This is a genomic window from Celeribacter neptunius (assembly GCF_900113955.1).
Lineage (GTDB): Bacteria > Pseudomonadota > Alphaproteobacteria > Rhodobacterales > Rhodobacteraceae > Celeribacter > Celeribacter neptunius.
In genome coordinates this window covers 450,580-473,456 of the sequence record NZ_FORH01000001.1, presented here as the reverse complement: position 1 = coordinate 473,456, position 22,877 = coordinate 450,580, and the positions used below count along the sequence as shown (strand labels likewise).

23 protein-coding genes are annotated in these 22,877 nt (G+C 62.2%); 15 read left to right on the top strand and 8 right to left on the bottom strand.

Annotated features, from left to right (window positions below; genetic code table 11):
* Positions 1 to 5: 5 nt before the first annotated feature.
* The 6 genes from glnA (at position 6) to BM151_RS21550 (ending at position 4,083) form a co-directional block, all read left to right on the top strand.
* Positions 6 to 1,412: a type I glutamate--ammonia ligase gene (gene glnA / locus BM151_RS02385; RefSeq protein ID WP_090056702.1), complete on the top strand. Its 1,407-nt coding sequence runs from the start codon at positions 6 to 8 to the stop codon at positions 1,410 to 1,412.
* A 433-nt stretch (positions 1,413 to 1,845) separates the two neighbouring features.
* On the top strand, positions 1,846 to 2,460 hold the full coding sequence (locus BM151_RS02380; RefSeq protein ID WP_090056698.1) for a hypothetical protein: 615 nt from the start codon (positions 1,846 to 1,848) through the stop codon (positions 2,458 to 2,460).
* A gap of 25 nt (positions 2,461 to 2,485) precedes the next feature.
* A complete protein-coding gene (locus tag BM151_RS02375) occupies positions 2,486 to 2,905 on the top strand; it encodes a DUF1284 domain-containing protein (RefSeq protein WP_090056694.1) in 420 nt (139 codons plus the stop codon).
* A 71-nt stretch (positions 2,906 to 2,976) separates the two neighbouring features.
* A complete protein-coding gene (locus BM151_RS02370; protein WP_090056690.1) occupies positions 2,977 to 3,255 on the top strand; it encodes a hypothetical protein in 279 nt (92 codons plus the stop codon).
* 117 nt (positions 3,256 to 3,372) lie between these two features.
* Complete coding sequence (locus BM151_RS02365) at positions 3,373 to 3,903, top strand: hypothetical protein (RefSeq protein ID WP_090056687.1); 531 nt, start codon at positions 3,373 to 3,375, stop codon at positions 3,901 to 3,903.
* A 3-nt stretch (positions 3,904 to 3,906) separates the two neighbouring features.
* Positions 3,907 to 4,083: a hypothetical protein gene (locus BM151_RS21550; protein WP_177213001.1), complete on the top strand. Its 177-nt coding sequence runs from the start codon at positions 3,907 to 3,909 to the stop codon at positions 4,081 to 4,083.
* On the opposite strand, the gene BM151_RS02360 is transcribed toward BM151_RS21550, so the two are convergent.
* Together BM151_RS02360 and BM151_RS02355 are read right to left on the bottom strand one after the other, a co-directional pair.
* On the bottom strand, positions 4,073 to 4,519 hold the full coding sequence (locus BM151_RS02360) for a DUF6314 family protein (protein ID WP_090056683.1): 447 nt from the start codon (positions 4,517 to 4,519) through the stop codon (positions 4,073 to 4,075). The two genes, BM151_RS21550 and BM151_RS02360, sit on opposite strands and share 11 nt — an antisense overlap.
* 40 nt (positions 4,520 to 4,559) lie before the next feature.
* Entirely contained in the window at positions 4,560 to 4,982 is a 423-nt protein-coding gene (locus BM151_RS02355) for a GAF domain-containing protein (protein ID WP_143093019.1), read from the bottom strand.
* Between the two features lie 225 nt (positions 4,983 to 5,207).
* Between BM151_RS02355 and purB the strand changes: the two genes are divergently transcribed.
* The 5 genes from purB (at position 5,208) to BM151_RS02335 (ending at position 10,162) form a co-directional block, all read left to right on the top strand.
* A complete protein-coding gene (gene purB / locus BM151_RS02350; RefSeq protein WP_090056676.1) occupies positions 5,208 to 6,512 on the top strand; it encodes an adenylosuccinate lyase in 1,305 nt (434 codons plus the stop codon).
* A 177-nt stretch (positions 6,513 to 6,689) separates the two neighbouring features.
* Entirely contained in the window at positions 6,690 to 6,854 is a 165-nt protein-coding gene (locus BM151_RS21545; RefSeq protein WP_177213000.1) for a hypothetical protein, read from the top strand.
* 300 nt (positions 6,855 to 7,154) lie between these two features.
* The gene (locus tag BM151_RS02345; protein ID WP_425429532.1) at positions 7,155 to 8,189 is read left to right on the top strand and encodes a flagellar motor switch protein FliG; all 1,035 of its coding nucleotides are present in this window, start codon (positions 7,155 to 7,157) and stop codon (positions 8,187 to 8,189) included.
* A gap of 125 nt (positions 8,190 to 8,314) precedes the next feature.
* Positions 8,315 to 9,214 carry a DMT family transporter gene (locus BM151_RS02340; protein WP_090056668.1) on the top strand — a complete coding sequence of 300 codons (900 nt, stop codon included), beginning with the start codon at positions 8,315 to 8,317 and terminating at the stop codon, positions 9,212 to 9,214.
* Positions 9,215 to 9,226: 12 nt separating this feature from the next.
* Complete coding sequence (locus BM151_RS02335) at positions 9,227 to 10,162, top strand: lysophospholipid acyltransferase family protein (RefSeq protein WP_090056664.1); 936 nt, start codon at positions 9,227 to 9,229, stop codon at positions 10,160 to 10,162.
* Positions 10,163 to 10,241: 79 nt separating this feature from the next.
* Here BM151_RS02335 and BM151_RS02330 read toward each other — a convergent pair whose 3' ends face one another.
* From BM151_RS02330 to BM151_RS02315, 4 genes are all read right to left on the bottom strand, one after another.
* Entirely contained in the window at positions 10,242 to 10,838 is a 597-nt protein-coding gene (locus BM151_RS02330) for a hypothetical protein (RefSeq protein WP_090056660.1), read from the bottom strand.
* Positions 10,839 to 11,061: 223 nt separating this feature from the next.
* Positions 11,062 to 11,883 carry a DUF1223 domain-containing protein gene (locus tag BM151_RS02325; protein WP_245781068.1) on the bottom strand — a complete coding sequence of 274 codons (822 nt, stop codon included), beginning with the start codon at positions 11,881 to 11,883 and terminating at the stop codon, positions 11,062 to 11,064.
* Positions 11,884 to 12,105: 222 nt separating this feature from the next.
* Positions 12,106 to 12,762 (bottom strand): hypothetical protein, encoded by a 657-nt coding sequence (locus BM151_RS02320; protein ID WP_090056657.1) that lies wholly within the window; start codon positions 12,760 to 12,762, stop codon positions 12,106 to 12,108.
* Positions 12,763 to 13,008: 246 nt separating this feature from the next.
* Complete coding sequence (locus BM151_RS02315) at positions 13,009 to 15,798, bottom strand: bifunctional aconitate hydratase 2/2-methylisocitrate dehydratase (protein WP_090056654.1); 2,790 nt, start codon at positions 15,796 to 15,798, stop codon at positions 13,009 to 13,011.
* Between the two features lie 364 nt (positions 15,799 to 16,162).
* Between BM151_RS02315 and acnA the strand changes: the two genes are divergently transcribed.
* The 4 genes from acnA to BM151_RS02295 all read left to right on the top strand — a co-directional run bounded on the left by acnA (position 16,163) and on the right by BM151_RS02295 (position 21,410).
* Positions 16,163 to 18,850 (top strand): aconitate hydratase AcnA, encoded by a 2,688-nt coding sequence (gene acnA / locus BM151_RS02310; protein WP_090056650.1) that lies wholly within the window; start codon positions 16,163 to 16,165, stop codon positions 18,848 to 18,850.
* 489 nt (positions 18,851 to 19,339) lie between these two features.
* Positions 19,340 to 19,852, top strand: a complete 513-nt coding sequence (locus BM151_RS02305) for a VPLPA-CTERM sorting domain-containing protein (protein WP_090056646.1) — start codon at positions 19,340 to 19,342, stop codon at positions 19,850 to 19,852.
* Positions 19,853 to 19,972: 120 nt separating this feature from the next.
* Entirely contained in the window at positions 19,973 to 20,710 is a 738-nt protein-coding gene (locus BM151_RS02300) for a tetratricopeptide repeat protein (protein ID WP_090056643.1), read from the top strand.
* An 88-nt stretch (positions 20,711 to 20,798) separates the two neighbouring features.
* Positions 20,799 to 21,410: a class I SAM-dependent methyltransferase gene (locus BM151_RS02295; RefSeq protein ID WP_090056639.1), complete on the top strand. Its 612-nt coding sequence runs from the start codon at positions 20,799 to 20,801 to the stop codon at positions 21,408 to 21,410.
* Here the strand turns inward: BM151_RS02295 and BM151_RS02290 are convergent.
* Complete coding sequence (locus BM151_RS02290) at positions 21,398 to 21,880, bottom strand: EVE domain-containing protein (RefSeq protein ID WP_090056635.1); 483 nt, start codon at positions 21,878 to 21,880, stop codon at positions 21,398 to 21,400. The two genes, BM151_RS02295 and BM151_RS02290, sit on opposite strands and share 13 nt — an antisense overlap.
* A gap of 77 nt (positions 21,881 to 21,957) precedes the next feature.
* Complete coding sequence (locus BM151_RS02285) at positions 21,958 to 22,767, bottom strand: heme-dependent oxidative N-demethylase family protein (RefSeq protein WP_090056632.1); 810 nt, start codon at positions 22,765 to 22,767, stop codon at positions 21,958 to 21,960.
* Positions 22,768 to 22,877 lie beyond the last annotated feature (110 nt).

The following is a 22,877-nucleotide window of genomic DNA, read 5'->3' as shown; positions in this document are numbered from 1 at the left end:
CACAAATGAGCATCCAAGACGTTCTCAAGACCATGAAGGACGAAGACGTCCAATATGTTGACGTGCGGTTCACCGATCCGCGCGGCAAGCTGCAGCACGTGACGCTGCGCCACACCGAAGTGGATGAAGACTTCTTCGAAGAAGGTTTCATGTTCGACGGCTCCTCCATCGCTGGCTGGAAATCCATCGATGAATCCGACATGAAGCTGATCCCGGATGCGTCTTCGGCCTATATCGACCCGTTCTACGCCGAGAAAACCATCTGCGTGCACTGCACCGTGGTCGAGCCCGACACCGGCGAGAGCTACGAGCGTGACCCGCGCGGCTGTGCCCAGCGCGCCGAGGCCTATCTCAAATCCTCCGGCATCGGTGACGCGTTCTACTGTGGTCCGGAAGCCGAATTCTTCCTCTTCGACGACGTGCGCTACTCCGTCGAGATGAACAAAGTGTCCTACCAGGTCGACGCGCTCGACGCCTCCTGGAACACCGACACCGAATACGAAATGGGCAACACCGGCCACCGTCCGGGCGTCAAGGGCGGCTATTTCCCCGTGAACCCGATCGACGACGGTCAGGACATCCGCGGTGAAATGCTCACCACCATGGCCAACATGGGCATGAAAGTGGACAAGCACCACCACGAGGTGGCCTCCTGTCAGCACGAGCTTGGCCTGATCTTCGGCACGCTGACCGAGCAAGCCGACCACCTGCAGAAATACAAATACGTGATCCACAACGTGGCTCAGGCCTATGGCAAATCGGCGACCTTCATGCCGAAGCCGATCGCCGGCGACAACGGCACCGGCATGCACGTGAACATGTCGATCTGGAAAGACGGCAAGCCGCTGTTTGCAGGCGACAAATATGCCGATCTCTCGGATGAGGCCCTGTGGTTCATCGGCGGCATCCTGAAGCACGCGAAAGCGCTCAATGCCTTCACCAACCCGTCCACCAACTCCTACAAGCGTCTGATCCCGGGCTTCGAAGCTCCGGTTCTGCGTGCGTATTCCGCCCGTAACCGCTCTGGCTGCGTGCGTATTCCGTGGGCCGAATCCCCGAAAGCGAAACGTGTGGAAGCCCGCTTCCCCGATCCGTCCTCGAACCCGTACCTGTGCTTCGCCGCCCTGTTGATGGCTGGCCTCGACGGCATCAAGAACAAGATCGATCCGGGCGCCGCTTCCGACAAAGACCTCTACGATCTGCCGCCGGAAGAACTGGCCGAGATCCCGACCGTTTGCGCAAGCTTGCGTGAAGCGCTCGAAGAGCTCGAAAAAGACATGGACTTCCTCACCGCAGGCGACGTGTTCACCAAAGACCAGATCGAGGGCTACATGGACCTCAAATGGGAAGAGGTTTACGCCTACGAGCACACCCCGCACCCGGTGGAATACAAGATGTACTACTCCTGCTAAGCGGCAGAAGTTGCACGACTACGGAAAGGGCGCCTTCGGGGGCCCTTTTCTTTTGTGCGCTCCTTGCCCTTGCTCAGCCCAGGAAGGGCTGGTTTGAGGCCTTTGGGGACATTCGCCTTCCGGTGCGGAACAAGGCGAAGCCGTCGCGCCTACCTATCCCCGCAGGCTTGTCACGGCTACCGCTTCACCAGCCGAACGCCCCTTCGTCCCGCACAGCCGCATTCGGGTCCGACACCAAAAGGATCGCTTCTCCAAGAACAGAGTTCACATGAGCAGCGACATCGAAGACCCGGCCGTTTTCCAAGCGACCGCGACCCAATCCGCAGCCGCGCGCCCCTAGCTGTCCACAACAATCCGCAGAACGCGGTGGTACCCTTGATTCGTCCCGACCGCTGCCCTACGCTGAGCACGAATATTCCAAAGGATTTCCTCTATGCATTTGAGTTTCAAAGCCCTTTCTCCGATTGCGCTCCTGGCGCTGAGCGCCTGCGGCGATGTCACTCCGGATTATGAAAGCTACAAGACCGCAAACCCCTATGCCTCTGGCATCCATCAGGCGGGCGACGGAGATGCGAGCCTGTCCGCGAGCACGCCAGCAAGCACTGGCCCGCTCAATATCATCCCAGCCCCCTACGTGCCCGCCCCGGCGAATCCCGTCACCACCTCAGCCCCCCTGCCCGGCCCGGTCACGGTCTCTGCGCCCCTTCTGGCGCAGGCGGCGCCGACCGCGGCAACGACGACATTTAACATGCTCTATGAGACCAGCCGCTCCGGCGGTACCGCGCGGGTTAATGGTGAGACGGTCGAAATCAAACGCGCCGGCAAGGCAACGACGGGGACAGTGAGCTATCTCGTCTTCTTCATGGGCAAGCGCGGAGCACCGACGACGATCCCGGCAGCACAGCAAGCCGGGCTTGCCGTCAGCCTGGTCCGTGGCATGACCCAATGTCAGATCAATGGTCCGGCCATCGCCCCGGGAAGTGACGTGCTCTCAATGGTCAGCGGTGTTCCCGAGGCACGCTGGACCGTCCAGGCGCAATGTCTGTGATCCGCCCTGCGCTCCAAAGCCCTTCATGACCATCCGCCTCCGCGCCCATCACCTCCTGTGCATGCTCACCTATGTCGGCAAGGGTTATTCCCCCGGCTTCGTGGAGAATTACGACGGGATCACCCCCCGTCTCAACGCCGGCGAGGAGATCGAGATCACCACCGGCCCCGACGACATCTGTGCGCCCATCGCCTGCGATCATCGCGAACATTGCCACGGCGCCTCGGTGCTGTCGCGTGATGCCATGGCGGCGCGTGATGTCGCCGCGCTGCTGGGGCGCGACATTGCCCCTGGCGCCCGGCTGAGCCTGACCGAGGCGTACCTCACCCGGCTTCGAAGCGCCTTCGCCACCGGCGAGATCCGAAACGCCTGTGCCGGGTGCGACTGGGTCGATCTCTGCACCGAGGTGGCCAAGGGGGGATTTCACGGCACACGCCTGACATAAACGCGGTTTCGCCTTCCCAGAGGCATTTACCTTTCTTAACATGGGTCAGATTTCAAAACCGGACCCATTAGATGAAACCCGTCTTTCTCGCGCTCAGCCTGAGCCTGTCTCTCGCCTTGCCCGCCGCGCTCGCCGCCGACGGCACCCCCATCGGACGGGCTCCCGCCGCCGTCCCCACCGATCGCTCGACCGATCTCTGGCAGGCACTCGTCAGTACTTCGAACGGCGACACGCGGCTCTATCTCGCCGCCTGTTGCAAGGTCTGCAAAAAGGGCAAGGCCTGCGGCGACAGCTGCATCAGCCGCAGCTACACCTGCCACAAGGCCCCGGGATGCGCCTGCGACGGCTGAGAACAGCGCGATCGAAAATCATCCCGATCCTGCCCCATTCCCGCCTTGTCCCGCGGTTAACAGTAATCCGTCGGCCCCGGTCGACAGGACACCCCGTTGCCTCGAGACGAGATCGCCATGTTCGGCTTTTCAAAATCCTATCACCCGCTCGACAGCCGCCATCCGGACAATCGCCGGGTCGCGCGCAGCGTGACGCGCCAACGCGAAACATTCCGCACGGCGGAGAAATCGCAATATCTGCGGCATTTCTTCCTGCCGCCAAATGCGCGGCGCACGCGGGCACGGATCGCGGCCCTCAAGGCCAAGCCCCATATCTCGGAAAGCCAGAAACACGAGCTGCGCTATCTCGAAGGCCGGTTCACCGGGCAAGAGCGCGCCCGTATTGAGCGCGAGACCATCAAACGCGTGCCCTTGCCGCTGCGCCTGCTCCTGGGATCGAAGCTGCGGATTTTCGCCATGCTGCGCGGCCAATGGTCCACACGCGGGCGCCGCGAGCAGGACCAGATGAATGTCTTTCATCTCCTGCTGATCGCCGGTGCCCTGGGGCTGATGATTTCATCTGCCGGGGGGATCGCGCCGGCCTGGGACGCACTCCGGGAAGATTTCATCGCGACGGCGCTCGAATTGCGACACCTCATCAGGATCTGAGCCTTGGCACGACAGAGCCCCCCGGAGCATGACGCTCAGCGCGTCCGGACATCCACTTTCGCCCGCTTCATCGACGGGCTTTTCTGGTTTCGCATCGGCGGTCTCGTGGCGCTGCTCCTGGTACTGATCACCAACGATCCGCTCCGCCACGCAGTGATGCGGATGCTGTTCAGCCGCTGAGGTCTCCGAGCTGTTGCGGCGTGTAGCGCGTCCGGCTCACGTACGCCTTGCGCGGACCTTTCACCGTCCACACCGCCGACCAGACCGGCCAGGCGGAGAAATCATAGCGCACGGCATAGCGGTCAGGGGCACAATCGTGCTCGGCCGCCGGATCGGGCCGGTTCGGGTCGAAGCTGTGAAAGACCCGCTCATCCTCGAAAAAAACAGATATGTCAGCGCCTTGCGCCCGCCAGAGATAGCGCCGTTCCGCCGTCACCGGTCGCACAAGCCCCGGCATCTGCAAGAGGCCCTTTTCCTCCTGGATCAGCGTACCCGCGTCCTCCGGATCAGCGGTGAACCGACAGCTGCCCGTGAGCCGCGCCTCGGCCCCGGCCAAAGCATCGTCAATCACCCGGTCCAGCTTCCAAAGCCCGATAAAATCCCGCAGTCCGATCATCGCCTGTCCTTTTTCCGGGCGCACGCCCTCAAAGACAGGCCTATGGCATTGCGTTGCGCCGCTCAAGGGCCAGCGCCTCGAGCTGCGCCGCGGCGACACGGGTCGCCAGGACCTCCGCCTCGGTCCAGTGCCGCCGATGCTGATCGACCACGGAAACGCCACCGAAAGGCCGCCCGTCGAGGCGCGCGGGCACACCGATATAGGCCATGATCCCCATGATCGACACCGCTCCTGAATCCTTGACCAAAGGATGGGTCAGCGTGTCATTGATGACAATCTCGCGGTTCAATTCCATCACCAGATTGCCGATCGTGTTCTCTGGCAAAAGCACATTGTCGAGCCGGTGCGCGACCGGTTGGTTGGTCGCCGCCAGAACCTTGAGCAAGACCCCGGCCTCGCTCGGAATCGCACGGTAGATCAACACGCCGGACGCCGCGACACGGCCATGCAGTTCGAGGGCCATCGACGTTATCTCCGGATCGCCAAAATCGAACACCGGATTTCCTCACCTATGCGGAATGATATTAACCAATATGATCAAACTACCACTTTCCGTTCCTGCTCCAAAGCTTTTTGACGGTTGACCGAGCGGAAGGCTTGGCGGAAGGCCGGGCGTGGCTCAGGCTTGCGCAGCGCCCCCCTTCCCCGTAAGAGAGCCGCGACGCGTTTGTAATCGAAAGGCCTGCCGATGATCCCCCGTTATGCCCGCAAAGAGATGGTCGACATCTGGGAACCCGCCACCAAGTTCAAAATCTGGTACGAGATCGAGGCGCATGCCTGTGACGCCCAGGCCAAGCTTGGCGTGATCCCGCAGGAAAACGCGGATGCGGTCTGGAAAGCCAAGGATGTCGAGTTTGACGTCGCCCGCATCGACGAGATCGAGGCCGTCACCAAACATGACGTCATCGCCTTTCTCACCCATCTGGCCGAGCATGTCGGCTCCGAAGAGGCCCGCTTCGTGCATCAGGGGATGACCAGCTCCGACGTGCTGGACACCTGCCTCAACGTGCAGCTGGTGCGCGCCGCCGACCTCCTTCTGACCGATCTCGACAAGGTTCTGGCCGCGCTGAAAACCCGCGCCATGGAACACAAGATGACCGTGCGCGTCGGCCGCTCCCACGGCATCCACGCAGAGCCGACCACCATGGGGCTGACATTCGCCCGCTTCTATGCCGAAATGGACCGCAACAAGGCGCGTCTCGAGGCCGCCAAGGAAGAGATTGCCACCGGTGCGATCTCCGGCGCGGTCGGCACATTTGCCAATATCGATCCGGCGGTCGAGGAACATGTCTGCGAGAAAATGGGGCTCAAGCCCGAACCGATCTCGACCCAGGTGATCCCGCGCGACCGCCACGCCATGTTCTTTGCCACGCTGGGGGTCATCGCCTCCTCGATCGAGAATATCGCCATCGAGATCCGTCACATGCAGCGTACCGAAGTTCTGGAAGGCGCCGAGTTCTTCTCCATGGGGCAAAAAGGCTCGTCCGCCATGCCGCACAAGAAAAACCCGGTCCTGACCGAAAACCTCACCGGTCTGGCGCGTCTGGTGCGCATGACCGTGATCCCGGCGATGGAAAACGTGGCGCTTTGGCACGAGCGCGACATTTCGCACAGCTCCGTCGAGCGCGGCATCGGGCCGGATGCCACCGTGACCTTGGACTTTGCCCTCAACCGCCTCGCCGGCGTGGTCGAGAAAATGCTGATCTTCCCGGAGAACATGCTCGACAACATGAACAAATTCCCGGGTCTGGTGATGTCGCAACGCGTGCTCCTGGCGCTGACCCAGGCCGGCGTGTCGCGCGAGGACGCCTATTCCATGGTCCAGCGCAACGCTCTCAAGGTCTGGGAAGACCGCGTCGATTTCCAGGAACAGCTGCTGGCCGACAAGGATGTCGTGGCGGCGCTTGGCGAAGACGGGATCAAGGCGAAATTCGACATGGACTATCACACCAAACATGTCGACACGATCTTCAAGCGGGTCTTCGGCGCATAATTGCGCCGGAGCTTCAAGCGGGTCTTCGGCGCAACCACGCCGGCCCGGTGTCTGCTGATGTGTGGCGCATAACTGTGCGCCCCGGGCGAAGACACGCCGCCCGGGGCAGCCGACACTGAGAAATCTCGTGATTCTATGATATGATCTCCTGGAGGCTCATGCTTTCGGGAGATTTTCATGTTGAAACGCACTCTATTCCTCCTCGCCCTCCTCGCCCCGCTGGGCGGCCCTGCTCTGGCTCAGAGCTACACCTGCCCCCATGAACAAAAGACCGCCTCCTGCGCGGATGGCTATACATGGGACAAGGAAACCGGCAGCTGCGTCGAACAGGTGGTGGGCTGAACCCAGCCCGCGCCACCCGGCCGTTCCGCGCAAGCCCGCAAAATTTTTGGTAAATTTCCGGATCATTTCCGCGCGCGAGTCACTTTGCGTTAAGGCTCCTCCGCCATGGTGGGCCCGTTGCGACATGAATCGGTCATGGTGTGAAACGCGCATGATCTGTCGCGACGACATGAGCAACGACATGAATCGTGACGTGATCGCGAAAAGGCATCACGAAAAGGCAAAGAGGCGCGCGTGGACGGGTTACCGCAAATTTCCGACGATATGGGATCTCTGCCCGATCTGGGTGACTTTGGTGGGATGGGCGATTTCGACATGCCCCCGCCGGTCTCGCGCATGCCTGCGCGCCTGCCGAAACGCGCCAAGGCGGCGATCATCGTCAAACTTCTCGCCGCGCAGGAAGTCAAACTGCCGCTGGCCAGCTTCCCCGAGGAAATGCAGGTCGAACTGGCGCATCAGCTCACCGATCTGCGCTATATCGACAAGAACACGCTGACCTCCGTGGTCGAGGAATTCCTCGAAGAGCTCGAAGCCATCGGGCTGTCTTTCCCCGGCGGTCTCGAAGGCGCGCTCAATGTGCTCGACGGCACGATCTCACCCACCACCGCCTCGAAACTGCGTTCCAATGCCGGGTTCTCGCTCACTGGTGATCCGTGGCAGCGCATTGCCGATGTGGACATTCCCCGCCTCCTACCAATCCTGCAGGAGGAAAGCGTGGAAGTGGGCGCGGTTCTGCTGTCGAAACTCAAGGTGGCAAAGGCCGCCCAGCTCATGTCGATGTTGCCGGGCGAGCGCGCCCGCCGCGTCGCCTATGCGATCTCGATGACCGCCTCCGTCTCGCCCGAAGTGGTGCAGCGCATCGGCATCTCTCTGGCGGCCCAGCTCGACTCGCAACCGACCTTTGCCTTCACCGAAGAGCCCCCCGAACGCGTCGGCGCCATCCTCAATTTCTCCTCCTCGGCCACCCGCGAAGGCGTGCTTGAAGGGCTGGATGAAACCGACAAGGATTTCGCCGACGAGGTCCGCCGCAACATTTTCACCTTTGCCAATATCGCCACACGGATCGATCCGCGCGATGTCGCCAAAGTGGTGCGTGGCGTCGAACAGGAACAGCTGATCAAGGCGCTTGCCGGCGCCACCGGCGATGCCGCGAAATCCACCGAGTTCATCCTCTCGAACATGTCCAAACGCATGGCCGAGGGGCTGCGCGAAGAAATGGACAACTTGGGCAAGGTCAAGGAGACCGACGCCGAAGAGGCGATGAACGCCGTGGTGGCCGCGATCCGCGATCTCGAATCCTCCGGCGAGATCTTCCTGTTGACCGGCGACGATTGAGCCCCGATTGCCGTCTGGCATACGACAGCCAGGCATCATCCGTCGTGACAGGCAGGCCAGCCTGCAGATGCCGCTTGCATTTTGACTCTATGGACAAAATGCAGACCCGCCCCTAGCGTCTCGCCATGATTTGGTTTTCCCGCCTGCCCGCGCATTCCCGCGGCATCCTCTACATGCTGGTCTCGGTCACGGTCTTTGCCTCCATGGATATGGTGGCGAAACTGCTGGGCCAGAGAGTCGATCTGTCACAGGTGCTCTGGGCCCGCTATGGCGGTCAGCTCGCGGTGCTCTTGCTGATCTTCGCGCCGCGCTTGCGCCGCGCGCTCCGGACCGAGCACCCGTGGTTGCAACTCGCCCGCGGGTTGATGCAGCTTGCCGCCGCCGCCTGTTTCTTCAAGGCCTTGCAGACCGTCGGCCTGGCCGAGGCCACCGCCGTGGCGGATCTCGCCCCGGTGCTGATCACCCTCGGTGCGGCGCTGATCCTGGGCGAAAAGGTCGGCACGCGCCGCATGGCCGGGATCGCCGCGGCGCTGATCGGCGCGCTGATCATCATCCGCCCGGGCAGTTCGGTGTTTCAGCTCGCCTCGCTCTGGCCGCTGGGCTCGGCCGTCTGTCTGGCCGGATATGCGCTCGCCACCCGCCACATCGGGCTCAAGGAAAGCCCGCTCACCGGACTTTTGTATTCCGGGCTGATCTGCACCGGCATCCTGAGCCTGATCGTGCCGTTCCGCTGGGTCGCCCCGGACGGTCCCGCGCTGGCGCTGATGCTGGTGATCGGCTGTCTCGGCACGATCGGTCAGATGATGATGATCCGCGCCTATGCGGAGGCCGAGGCCTCCTCGATCGCGCCTTTTTCCTATGCCGGTCTGCTGGCTGCCTCGGGCTGGGGGCTGCTGGTCTTCGGCGCCGTGCCGGATCGTTTCACCGTGCTCGGTGCCCTTGTGATCGTGGCGGCCGGGCTCTATGTCTGGCACAGGGAAAACATGGCGCGCGAGACGGTCCCGAAGGGCCGTGACGCCACCTGAAACGGGACGGGAATGAAGATCAAACGCGGAGAGATCGAGGGCAGCCTCGGCCAGTATATCGGCAATCTCGCCACCCGTGGCGTGCTGGCGCTGGCGCTGTCCCTGCCTTATGCCCGCCGGGTGCGCGCCATGGGCTGGTTCATGTCGCGGGTCTTTGCCCCCCTGGCGGGCTATGACAAACGGGTGCGCGACAATCTCGCCCATGTGATGCCGGATCTGCCGGAGGCCGAGGTCAAACGGCTGATGCGCGACGTTGCCGACAATGCCGGGCGCACCCTGATCGAGATCTATTCAGGCTCCGAATTCATCGCCAAGATGAAGGACATCCGCTTTGACGGCCCCGGTGCCGAGATCCTGCGCGAGGCGCGCGACGCGCGACGCCCGGTGATCCTGCATACCGGGCATTTCGGCAATTACGACGTGCCGCGCGCCGCCCTCATTGCCCATGGCTATGATGTCGGCTCGCTCTACAATCCGATGAAGAACAAGTTCTTCAACGAACATTACGTGAAGGCGATCGGCACCATCGGCCAGCCTTTGTTCCCGCGCGGGCGCCGCGGCTATGCGCAATTGCTGAAACATCTGAAATCCGGCGGAATGATCGGCTTTCTCTCGGATGTCTATGTGCATCAGGGCGCGATGCTGACCTATTTCGGCAAGCCGGTGCGCACGGCGCTCTCGGCCGCCGAACTGGCGCTGAAATACGATGCTCTGCTGATCCCGATCTACGGCGTGCGCCTCGAAGACGGGCTGCATTTCAAGGTCCAGGTCGAAGCCCCGGTGCCGCATGGCACGGCAGAAGAAATGGCGCAGGCGCTCAACGACAGTCTCGAGGCGATCACCCGTGATCATATGGAGCAATGGTTCTGGATTCACCGGCGCTGGAAGCCGGAGCGTCTGCCGCCGGAGACGAAGCTCAGCCCCGAACCGGACGAAGAACAACTCTGACATGGAAACGGCGCCGGGCCCCTCCGACGCCGCAGATTTCTGTCGCGGTCAGGTGATCAGCGCTCAGCCGCCCGGGCGATCACATCAGCAGATCGGCAATCACCCCGACGGTGATCGCACCGATCGGCTTGCCGGTGGCCGGATCTGTGATCGTCGCGGAAATCTGCGCCTGGGACACGCCGGTCGAAATGTCGAATTCCGGCTCGCCGATCTCCACCGCACCGACCCCGACACCAAAGGTGTTCTGGAACTTGCCTTCGTCACCTTGCCAGTAATCCGACGTGGCCATGGAGGCGGCGACATTCAGACCCAGCGCATCCATGACGAAAACCTCGGTGATCACCCCGCCGGCGGCGGCCACGACGGAGTTCAGTTTGCGGGGCAGTTTGCCGGAGAGCACCTCATCGACCATCGGGTGGTCATCGGTGTCCACCTGAGCCCGCCAGGCCTTGTCGAGGCTGATGATCTTGTCTTCGCTCAACCCGCTGGTCTTTTCGTTCTGCTGGCGGATGGCGCCGAGCAGCAGCGGGTCGCTCAGCTCCGGCGCGATCACCGTGTCGAAATAGCTGCGCAACGCGTCTGATCCCTCTGCGGCCTGTGCCGACATCACCCCGGAACCGCTGCTCAGAACAGCAAGGGAGAAGGCGACGGCAGTTGCTTTTTCAAAAAGGCGCATATGGGACTCCATGGATCACTACAGGTCAAAACCGGGAGGCTGTCGGCCACAGGGCGCACAACATCCCCCCGGGTTAAGAGTTTCCATGAATAGAAATGATTTCTTTATATGAAATTAAGCTGCACCGCGGCGCCATATCGGAGCACGCTTCGCCGCCGCCCCGACCGCCGCCGCCAACCAGAGGACCAGCCTACCAGACAAGCCCCGCCCCCCGATGACGCGATCAGTCGGCGCGTTGGGCCGCGAGAATGGCGCCCGGTCCGCGCGGGGTCACGGTTTGCAGGATGACGGCGGTATGCGCCGGGCCCGGCAGGCTCACATCGGAGACCACCAGCGGCGCCACCCCGTTCCAGTCGCCCACGGGACGCAATTCGGTGACGATATTGGTGTAATCGATCACCCGCCCGGCATTTTCGCCCCGGTCGATCTCGACCCGCTCATGCGGATCGTAGCGCACCACCAGGAGCCGCATCGCAGAGGGCAGAACGCCGGTCGGGATCGCCTCGATCGACAGGGCCTCGCCCTCGCGCCGCAGCGACAGCGACACCGGCGCCCCGGCGTTTTCCCGATGTCTCAGGATCAGATCCGCCAGGAGCATCGGCTTGGCCCCCACCAGATGATCGATGCCCTGCACCACCATCTGCGGCGTGTAGATCGTGCGCTTGCCCGCGGCATGGGCATAGGCTTTCTGACGCCGGGTGAATTCGGGTTGGGCAAAGGCATCGCGCCAGCCGATATAATCCCAGTAATCGACATGCAGCGACAGCGGCAGCACCCCGTCATGGGTCGCCAGCTCGCCCATCATCTGATCGGCGGGCGGGCAGGACGAACAGCCCTGCGAGGTGAACAGCTCCACCACGATCAGTGGCTCGTCGGCGAATTGCGGCGTCGGGACCGGGGCTCTGCCAGCCTCTGCGACACTCTGGGCGCTCGCCGCTTGCGGGCCGAGGCCAATCGCAAACAGGGTCAGGCTGGCCGCAAAAATCCCTCCTGCAAGACTGCGGGAGGGGGTCATGTGGGTCAGCACTGCCAGAATCTGTCGCATAGAGGCTCCATCGGTTGCTCTACAGATGTAAGCGCTTCGCCCGCGTGAGGCCAATCAAGGATTTGCGAGAAGCTGTTACAGCCGCGTTTGACGTGAATTTGCCGGGAACCTGTGGCGGATTGACATCTCAAATGGAAACGCCCCGCCCGGACCAGCCCGAAAGCGGTCCGTGACGGGGCGCAGATCATCAGATCGCTCTGCCGCCTCTCTCGGTGGTCTCTGTCAGTTGCGCCGCTCGTCTTCCCGCTCCCAGAACATGCCCGGCACGAAACCGACGGTGATCGCGCCGATGGCCTCGCCGGTCTCCGGGTCGGTCACCGTCATCGCCCCCTGCCCCTGAAACACGCCGGTCGAGGTGTCGATGGCCAGATCATCGATATGCACAGCCCCCGGCCCGATCCCATAGGTCTCCTGATGCTTGGCCTCGTCGCCCTGCCAGTAATCCGAGGTCATCTGGGTGGTGGCGACATTGAGGCCCCTGGCATCGGTGAGGATGACCTCGGAGATCAGCCCAGCGCTGCCGGCACTCTTGTTCCGCAGCAGATCGGCGGCCGGATTGTCCAGCACCTGCCGGATCATCGGATCGGCGGACTGGGCCGTGCGCCAGGCCGCGTCCTGGGCCAGGATATCCGTGTCGGACAGGCCGGAGGTCTCGGCATTCTGCGCCCGGATCGCCGCGATCAGCACCGGATCATGGGTCCATTTCTCCACCGTCAGAAGCATATAGACCAGCATCAGCGGCGTATATTCGCTGTCGAGCACCGGTTCGCTGGCCGTGGCGGGCACGCCCGCCAGAGAGCTGGCAACAAGCGCGGCGGTCATAGCGGTGGTCACGGGGGCGGTCACTGGGGCGACCAGCGCAGCGAAGACTTTCAACATGACGGTATTCCATTTCTAAACAGGACAACGAACCTGCGTATCTTGCCGTTCAAATGTTGAATCCCCGGTCAATTCCGAACAATTTTAGACAGTTTTTCATCACCTGCCCGCGCATGAAACAGAGCCAATGGCCCTGCGGCGGAACCGCCCCCGGAACGGAAGGCCGGAACGGAAACGGGGCGACACATGCACTGTGCCGCCCCGATCTCGATGTCAAACGCACGCAGGCTCAGACCTGCGCGGGCCTCAGAAATGGACCGATTTCGCGGTGCCCGGCACTTCCAGCGGCGGGGCGAATTTGGTCAGGTTGATGCCGTCGACCGCATGTTTGTACTCGTCGAGCGTCGGCGTCCGGCCGAGGATCGCAGAGAGCACCACCACCGGGGTCGAAGCCAAGAGGCTTTCGCCCTTCTTCTCGGCGCTGTCTTCCACGACGCGGCCCTGGAACAGGCGGGTCGAAGTGGCCAGAACGGTGTCGCCCTTCTCGGCCTTCTCCTGGTTGCCCATGCAGAGGTTACAGCCCGGACGTTCGAGATAGAGCGTGTTCTCATACTCGGTGCGCGCCTGGGCTTTCGGGAAGAGATCGTCGAACTCGAAGCCGGAGTATTTCTGCAGCACTTCCCAGTCGCCTTCGGCCTTCAACTCATCGATGATGTTGTAGGTCGGGGCAGCGACCACGAGCGGCGCCTTGAATTCGACCTTGCCGGTCTCCTTCTCGAGGTTCTTGAGCATCTGCGCGACGATTTTCATGTCGCCCTTGTGCACCATGCAGGAGCCGACAAAGCCCAGGTCCACCTTCTTCTCGGCACCGTAATAGGAGACCGGGCGGATGGTGTCATGGGTGTAGCGCTTGGACACATCGGCGTTGTTCACGTCCGGGTCGGCGATCATCGGCTCGTCGATCAGGTCGAGATCCACGACAACCTCGGCGAAGTATTTCGCGCCTTGGTCCGGGGTCAGCGCCGGTTTTTCACCGGATTTGATCTCGGCGATGCGCTTGTCGGCCTTGTCAATCAGACCTTGCAACGTGCCGGCCTCGTTCTCCATGCCCTTGTCGATCATCACCTGAATGCGGGATTTCGCCAGTTCCAGCGAGCCGATCAGCGTGTCGTCGTTGGAGATACAGATCGAGGCTTTCGCCTTCATCTCTGCGGTCCAGTCGGTGAAGGTGAAGGCCTGGTCGGCCAGAAGCGTGCCGATATGCACTTCGATCACCCGGCCCTGGAACACGTTGTCGCCGCATTGCTTGAGCATCTGCGCCTGAGTGGCGTGCACCACGTCGCGGAAGTCCATGTAGTCTTTCATCTGACCTTTGAAGGTCACTTTGACGGACTCGGGGATCGGCATGGTCGCCTCACCGGTCGCCAGCGCCAGAGCCACGGTGCCGCTATCGGCACCGAAGGCCACACCTTTCGACATCCGGGTGTGGCTGTCGCCGCCGATGATGACGTCCCAGTCATCCACGGTGATGTCGTTCAGCACCTTGTGGATCACGTCGGTCATGGCGTGATAATGGCTCTCCGGGTCGCGCGCGGTGATCAGGCCGAATTTGTTCATGAAGGACATGAGTTTCGGAATATTGGCCTGGGCCTTCTTGTCCCACACGGAGGCGGTGTGACAACCGGACTGATAGGCACCATCGACCGTGGGCGAGATGACCGTGGCGGCCATGGCCTCGAGCTCCTGGCTGGTCATCAGACCGGTGGTGTCCTGCGAGCCGACGATGTTGACCTTGACGCGCACGTCCGAGCCGGCCAGAAGCGGCGCTTTCGCGGTGACGCCCACGGCGTTCTTGTTGAAGATCTTCTCGACGGCGGTGAGACCCTGCCCTTCGCTGGTGATCTCTTTCGAGGGCGCATAGACCTCAGGCGCTTCGACACCGAGGGTCTCGGCGGCAAATGTCTGGAGCTTCTTGCCAAAGACCACGGCATAGGAGCCACCGGCCTTCATGAACTCGACTTTCTGCGGGGTGAAGGCCGAAGCCACATCGGCCAGCGCCTTGCCGGACTCGTCACAGAGCGTCTTGTCCTTGGAGTTGATCGTCAGAACGGTCCCGGTCGCGACAGAGTATTTCTCTTCGAGGATCGGATCGCCATCGTTGTTCACGATCGGGTTGCCATCGCTGTCGACCTTCTTGACCCAATTCTTGAGATCGAGCCCGATGCCGCCGGTCACGCCCACGGTGGTCAGGAAGATCGGCGAGATGCCGTTGGTGCCGGCGACGACCGGCGCGATGTTGACGAAAGGCACATAGGGGCTGGCCTGTTTGCCGGTCCAGAGCGCGACGTTGTTGACGCCGGACATACGCGACGAACCGACGCCCATGGTGCCTTTTTCGGCGATCAGCATGACGCGGGCGTCCGGGTGCTGTTTCTGCAGCGCCTGGATCTCGGCCTGCGCCTCAGGCGTGATCATGCATTTGCCGTGCAGCTCACGGTCGGAACGCGAGTGCGCCTGGTTACCGGGGCTGAGAAGATCGGTGGAGATATCGCCTTCGGCGGCGATATAGGTGACGACCTTGATCTCTTCCTCGACCTCGGGAAGCTTGGTGAAGAATTCGGCCTTGGCGTAGCTCTCGAGCAGGTCTTTCGCAACGGCATTGCCGACTTTGAAGGCAGACGAGAGACGCTCCATATCGGCTTCGTACAGAAAGACCTGGGTCTTCAGCACTTCGGCGGCCTTCGCGGCCAGAGCGGCGTCATCGCCAAGCGCGATGTCCAGGAGCACTTCGATCGACGGGCCGCCCTTCATGTGGGACAAGAGCTCAAAGGCGAAATCCGGGGTGATTTCGGCCACGGTGACTTCGCCCAAGACGATCTTCTTCAGGAAGGCGGCTTTCACACCAGCCGCCGAGGTGGTGCCCGGGAGGGTGTTGTAGATGAAGAAGTTCAGCGCATCCTTGCGGTGCGCGCTGCCCGCGTCTTCGATCAGGGAAATCAGCTCTGCGACAAGCGCGCCATCATCGATGGGCTTGGGGTGCAGCCCCTCACCTTTGCGCGTTTCGATTTCGGTTAGGTAGTCGGTGTACAAGCTCATGACGATCCCTACATTTGAGTGACTAAAACGCCCGAAATCCGGACCGCTCTCAGAGGCGACGATCCGAGTCTCAGGGCTGTTGTATGCCGTCGTATACCAGACGCATCCCAGTTGCAAGATATTCGGCGGCCGTTGCTGGCATTCTTCTAGCCACGCCGCCCCCGGCTGTCCACTCGCACAGCCCTCGCCATCACCGTTCCCGCCCCGGAAATCCGAAATCGCCGGGCGCGGCCGCAAGACGGCAGAGAGATGATGGAGAGATGATGGACAAAGGTCTGGAATGTACTAAGATTCGACAGGAGCCACGCAGCCGAGACTCTCCTCTCTTCGCCGCGCAGATGAACTCAATCCGGAGGCCTTTTCCATGACCATCACTGTTGGCATCGACACAGCCAAAACCCGCAAAACGCTGACGGTGGGCGATAAAAGCATCGCCTATTACTCCATTCCCGCGGCCCAGGCGGCCGGGTTTGGCGATTTCGCCAATCTGCCCGCCTCCTTGAAAGTGGTGCTCGAGAATATCCTGCGGTTCGAGGATGGCGGGTTCTCGGTCTCCACCGATGACATCAAGGCCTTCGCAGACTGGGGCGCCAATGGCGGCCAGAACCCGCGCGAGATCGCCTATCGCCCGGCCCGCGTGTTGATGCAGGATTTCACCGGCGTGCCCGCCGTGGTGGACCTTGCCGCCATGCGCGACGGCATCAAGGCCTTGGGGGGGGACGCGAAAAAGATCAACCCGCTGGTGCCGGTCGATCTGGTGATCGACCACTCGGTGATGATCGACGAATTCGGCAACCCGCGTGCCTTCCAGATGAACGTGGACCGCGAATACGAGCGCAACATGGAACGCTATCAGTTCCTGAAATGGGGCCAGACCGCGTTCGAGAATTTCCGCGTCGTGCCGCCGGGCACCGGCATCTGTCACCAGGTCAACGTCGAATACCTTGCACAGACCGTCTGGTCCGACACCGATCAGACCGGTGAAGAGGTCGCCTACCCGGATACGCTGGTGGGCACCGACAGCCACACCACCATGGTCAACGGGCTCGCGGTCCTTGGCTGGGGCGTCGGCGGGATCGAGGCGGAGGCCGCCATGCTCGGTCAGCCGATCTCCATGCTGATCCCCGAGGTCGTCGGTTTCAAACTCACCGGCGAGATGGTCGAAGGCACCACCGGCACAGATCTGGTGCTCAAGGTCGTCGAGATGCTCCGCGAACATGGGGTCGTCGGCAAATTCGTCGAATTCTACGGCGATGGGCTCGACAAGCTGCCGCTGGCGCAACGGGCCACCATCGCCAACATGGCGCCGGAATATGGCGCGACCTGCGGTTTCTTCCCGATCGACAATGAGACGCTGCGCTACCTGCGCCAGACCGGCCGGGACGAAGACCGGATCGCCCTGGTCGAAGCCTATGCCAAGGAAAACGGTTTCTGGCGCGGCGCGGACTATGACCCGATCTATTCCTCCAGGCTCGAACTCGACATGGGCACGATCGTGCCGGCGATCTCCGGCCCGAAACGGCCGCAGGACTATGTACCGCTCACCGAAGCGCGTGAGGCCTTTGCCCGTGAAATGGACGAGACTTTTAAACGCGAATGGCGCAAATGCGTCCCGGTCGAGGGCGAAGATTACGAGATGTGCTCCGGCAAGGTGGTGATCGCCTCGATCACGTCCTGCACCAACACCTCGAACCCTTACGTGATGATCGGCGCCGGGCTTGTCGCCCGCAAGGCCAATGAGCTGGGCCTGACCCGCAAGCCCTGGGTCAAGACCTCGCTGGCCCCCGGCTCGCAGGTGGTGACCGAATATCTCGAGGCCGCGGGGCTTCAGGACGATCTCGACGCCATCGGGTTCAACCTCGTGGGCTATGGCTGCACCACCTGTATCGGCAACTCCGGCCCGATCCAGAAGGAGATCTCGGAGGCCATCGCCGAGGGGGACCTCGTCGCCACCGCCGTCCTGTCCGGCAACCGCAACTTCGAGGGCCGGATCTCGCCCGACGTGCGCGCCAACTATCTCGCCTCGCCGCCGCTGGTCGTGGCCTATGCGCTGGCGGGCGACATGAGCATCGATCTGACCTCCGAGCCTCTGGGCCAGGACAAGGATGGCAATGACGTCTACCTGCGCGACATCTGGCCGACCAATGAGGAGATTGCCGAGCTGGTCGAAAAGACCGTGACGCGGGAAGCCTTCCTCAGCAAATATGCCGATGTGTTCAAAGGCGACGAGAAATGGCGCGGCGTCGAGGTCTCGGGCGGCGAGACCTATGATTGGCCGCCGGCCTCGACCTATATCCAGAACCCGCCCTATTTCCAGGGCATGGGCGCGGAACCGGGCACGATCCACAATATCGAAGGCGCAAAAGTGCTGCTGATCCTTGGGGACATGGTCACCACCGACCACATTTCTCCGGCCGGTTCGTTCAAGGAATCGACTCCTGCCGGCAAATATCTGATCGAACATCAGGTGGCGCCGCGCGAGTTCAACTCCTACGGGTCGCGCCGCGGCAACCATGAGATCATGATGCGCGGCACATTCGCCAATATCCGCATCAAGAACGAAATGCTCGATGGGGTCGAGGGCGGCTATACCAAGGGGCCGGATGGCGAACAGACCTCGATCTATGAGGCCTCCATGGCCTATCAGGAGCAAGGCACGCCTCTCGTGGTCTTTGGCGGCGAACAATATGGCGCGGGCTCAAGCCGCGACTGGGCCGCGAAAGGCACCGCGCTTCTGGGCGTCAAGGCGGTGATCGCCGAGAGTTTCGAACGTATCCACCGCTCCAATCTCGTGGGCATGGGCGTCGTGCCCTTCGAGTTCACCGGCGAGGACAATCGCAAGAGCCTCGGCCTCACCGGCGATGAGACAGTGTCCATCACCGGGCTCGACACGGTCAAGCCGCTCGAGATCCTCGACTGTGCGATCACCTATGACGATGGCAGCACGAAGGTGATCAAAGTCAAATGCCGCATCGATACCGCGCCGGAGATCGAATATGTCGAAAACGGCGGCGTGTTGCATTACGTGCTGCGCGATCTGGCGAAAGCGTAAGGTCTCAAAGACACCGGGATCGAACAGATCTTTCTACGGCCTCCCCTCGGGGGAGGCCGTTTTGCTGTTGGCCTGTCTGGTCCGCCGCGCGACGGAGCCCTCTTATTTGGGCGCGTCCGATGTTGCAGACCCGCTCTCGATGGCCCCCGCATCGCCATGCATAGCGACACGCATATCGCCAGTGTTCGCAGAACCAGACCCGACGCGCCCACCACAGCCGATTCGAAAAATCGAATCGATTCTCTTGCATAATGCAAAGATTGGGTGTTTTCCGTGTCCAAAGAGAAACAAATACGACCGAAAAACGGCAGGATGCGAATCCTCGCAACTCCTTATTGCAAAAAGGGTATTTCAAGACATACGACAGCTTTCCCGAAGAATATCCTAAGCTGCGCCATCGGAGCGTTCATCAATTGGTAAATTTTATGTTAATGTGCCGTCACGTGCGATGTTGCGCGAAACATGGATAACTAGTGAAGGGAATGCACAATGAAATTTGAAAAACTGCTCGCAGCGAGCGCCGTCTCGGTCGCGCTGCTGTCGTCTTCGGCCTCGGCGCTGACACTCGACGGTGGCTGGGAGAGCGACACCATCAGCGACGCCGGGACGCCGTCCTCCGGATCGCCTTACGCCGTCAGCCTGACGGACAGCGCATATTTCCGCATCACCGATGCTTTCATCACCGGCGACGTCTTTGACATCTTCATCGATGGTGTTCTGGCGTTCTCGACCACGTTCACCGCTTTCGGCAGCGGCTTCGGCGACAATCCCACCGCGGATTCGGCCTGGACCTCGGCCTCCTATTCCTCGGGCGAATACCTTCTCGCCGCGGGCGACTACTCGATCACCGTCCAGGGCGATGGCGCCGGCGGTCTTCCGGCTGGTTTCTACACCCGCCTCGACTCGGTGTCTGCCGTCCCGCTTCCGGCCGCTGCGCCGCTGCTCCTGGCCGCTCTTGGCGGTCTGGGTTTTGCACGCCGCCGCAAAAACAAGGCCGCCTGACCCCGGGTCTAAGCGCAACAGACGCAAACACATCACGAAAGCCCCGCGAAGACGCGGGGCTTTTTTTTGCTTTGGCCTCTGGCTCAAAGCGGGCTAGGATCGGGCAACCGAGGAGATCCTATGCATTTGAAATTTATGTCTTTCTGCGCGGTTTTCGCCGGAACCCTCATCTCAGCCCAAGCCGTCTCGGCCCAAGCGGCATCCGCGGATTACACCGCCTGTGCCGCGCTCAACGCCAACGCACAGCCTCGGGAAACCATTGCGACCTGTTCCACAGCGTTGCAAAATCGCACTCTGGCCGATTGGCAACGCGCCGATGCGCTGAGCTCGCGCGGCGTGGCCTATCGCCAGATCGGCGAAAACGGCAAATCGCTTCGTGACCTGCGCGCCGCCCGTCATCTCGACGCCACGCCGAACACACGGCGCATGCTGGCTTGGACCTGGCATGAGCTGGGCTATGACAAGACCGCCGAATGGCTCTATACTCGGGTGCTCAAAGACGATGACGCCGCTCAGGGCTGGCTGTCACGCTGCGTTGTGCGGCTCGGGCTCGACAAGGAGGCGCAGGCCATCGAGGATTGCCGCGAAGCCCTCACCCGCGATCCCGAGAGCGAGGATGCCGCCTATTTCGGCTCACTGGCGCTGATCCGGCTCGACCGCCCCATGGAAGCGCTCTCGGTGAGCGAGGCCGGGCTCGCCCATCACGATGACAGCGCGAGACTGCATCTCAACAAGGCCATGGCCCTGGCGCTCATGGGCGAGATCGAGGCGACACGCGACTATAGCCGCAAACAGGCCAAACGCTTTCCCTCCGAACAAGGGTTTCAGAAGCTCCTGAGCGTGCTCGACCCGTCCTGAGATCACCACCGCACAGTTTTTTCTTTTGCGGCGCGGCCCCACCATGCTACATTCCATCTCCCGAATGTGAGCAAGGGAGGAGGCGCACATGGGAGACCCTCAGCACTGGGACAGAATCTACGGCGAGAAAGACCCCAGACAGGTGAGCTGGTATCAAGCGGAACCGCGGGCCTCGCTGGCGCTCATTGACCGGGTCGGAGTGCCCAGGGAAGCCGCCATCATCGACATCGGCGCCGGGGCCGGGTTTCTGATCGATGCGCTGCTGCAGCGGGGCTTCACCAATCTCACCGCGCTCGATCTCTCCGCCCGCGCCCTCGAGGCGCTTCTGGATCGGATCGGCCCGCTGGCCATCCATATCGAGACCGTCGCCACGAACGTGCTCGGCTGGACCGTGCCGCATCCCTTTGCCCTCTGGCACGACCGCGCCGCGTTTCACTTCCTCACCGAGCCCAGCGACCGTGCCCGCTATGTTGCGCGCATGACCGAGGCCCTGCCCTCCGGCGCCCATGCCATCATCGCCACATTCGACCTGCACGGGCCGGAGCGCTGTTCCGGCCTGCCGGTCCAGCGCTACAGCCCGCAATCTCTGGCCAGTGAATTGGGGGAGGATTTCCTCTTGCTCTCGGATATTCGCGAAACCCACGAAACCCCATCGGGCCTGCAACAAGCGTTTCAATACAGCCTGTTTCAGAGGATCTGACGCGGTCGGAACAGATCTTCCTGCCGCGCTCCACGCGCTGACACTTCAGCCCAATCGAGCCCCATCGCCCGGGCAATCATGGTGAAATCCGGCTCCGGCACGGCAAAGGCGCCACGGCGAAACACCATGCCCCAATGCCGCGCATCGGGGATAAAGCTCAGCTCAGCAAGCATCGGCCGGATCGACGCGTCGTGCGCCTCACCGAGATAGGCCACGTCCCGACGATACGGGCAGAACCCCGGGGCCTGTTCGACCTGATAGACCTCGCTCGTCACCTGTCCGAGCGCGACAAACGCCTGAACCGGCGCACCCGCATCCAGGCGCTCTCGGGGCGCGTAATAGGCGATCCAATCACCGATGCCGAGCCGTTTCACCAGCGCGGGTTTGCCGTGGCCCAATTGCGCGAAACCCTCGGCCTTGCCTTTCATGACATGGGCCCGTGCCGCCACGCCGATCCAGTATTTTGTCATTCCGCTCTCCTTTTCAGGAGAGAGTCTGCCAGGGAGTAACTGACAGATACCTGTCGGTAATCTTGACGCTCAGAATTTCAATCTGCCAGACGGATCGGGTTCTCGGCCAAGGCCTGCGCCTGTTCCGGGCTGAGCGCCTCCGGCGTCACCACCTGGGTGTGGATGGTAAAGACCACGGCGCGGCTCTCCGGCAGGCGCACGAGGCTTTGCCGTTCGACGCGGATATATTTCGACGCCGAGGTGCCATGACGATAGTCGCCCTCGGAGCGCGGATCGGCCAAATGCGCATCAGACCGCGAGGCGGTGCCGCGCATCAGCCCCCGGCCCGGCTGCACCCCATCGAGAAGCCTCTGCACCCGGCGGCCAAGCTCCGGGGTATAGACCTCGATCGGTTTGTGAATGCGCATCATCGGCCGCATGAATTTCTCCGGCAGGCGCCAGCCCGAGGGAAAACACAGCACCCCGCCGGTGAGCACGCTCTCTTCACCCGCCCCTGCTCCGGCACCCGAGGGATCGGGCTGCATCAGGCAGATATCGCATTGCAACAGACGCCCCAGGGTCTTGATCGGCTCTTTACGATTGCGCTCTACGGTCACGCCGTCGGGCCGCAGCACCTCTGTCGGCCCGACACGAAACCCGAGATCCGGCAGCAGCTCCATGACCATGTCAAAAAGCTCCTCGGCGGCGGGCCGGGCACTCTCGTCGAGCCCCATCACCTCCTCAGGCTGTGTGGCGATCAGATGGTCGCGCAGCGCCATCTGCGCATTATAGGCCGTATCGACTTCCAACCAGCCCGCCATATCCAGAGGCACCACCCCTGGCAGGCGGTTGGTGCGCGGGTCGGCCCAGGGGGCAAAGCTCAGTTTCGATTGCAGAATCTCTTTCATAACGCCCGTCGTCTCAACTCTCATCCGGCCCGGATGCTGCGCCGTTCCGGCCGCCCCTGAAAGGGGCCACAAGCGCGCAACGATAGGGCCAGATGAGAGGGCGTGTTCAG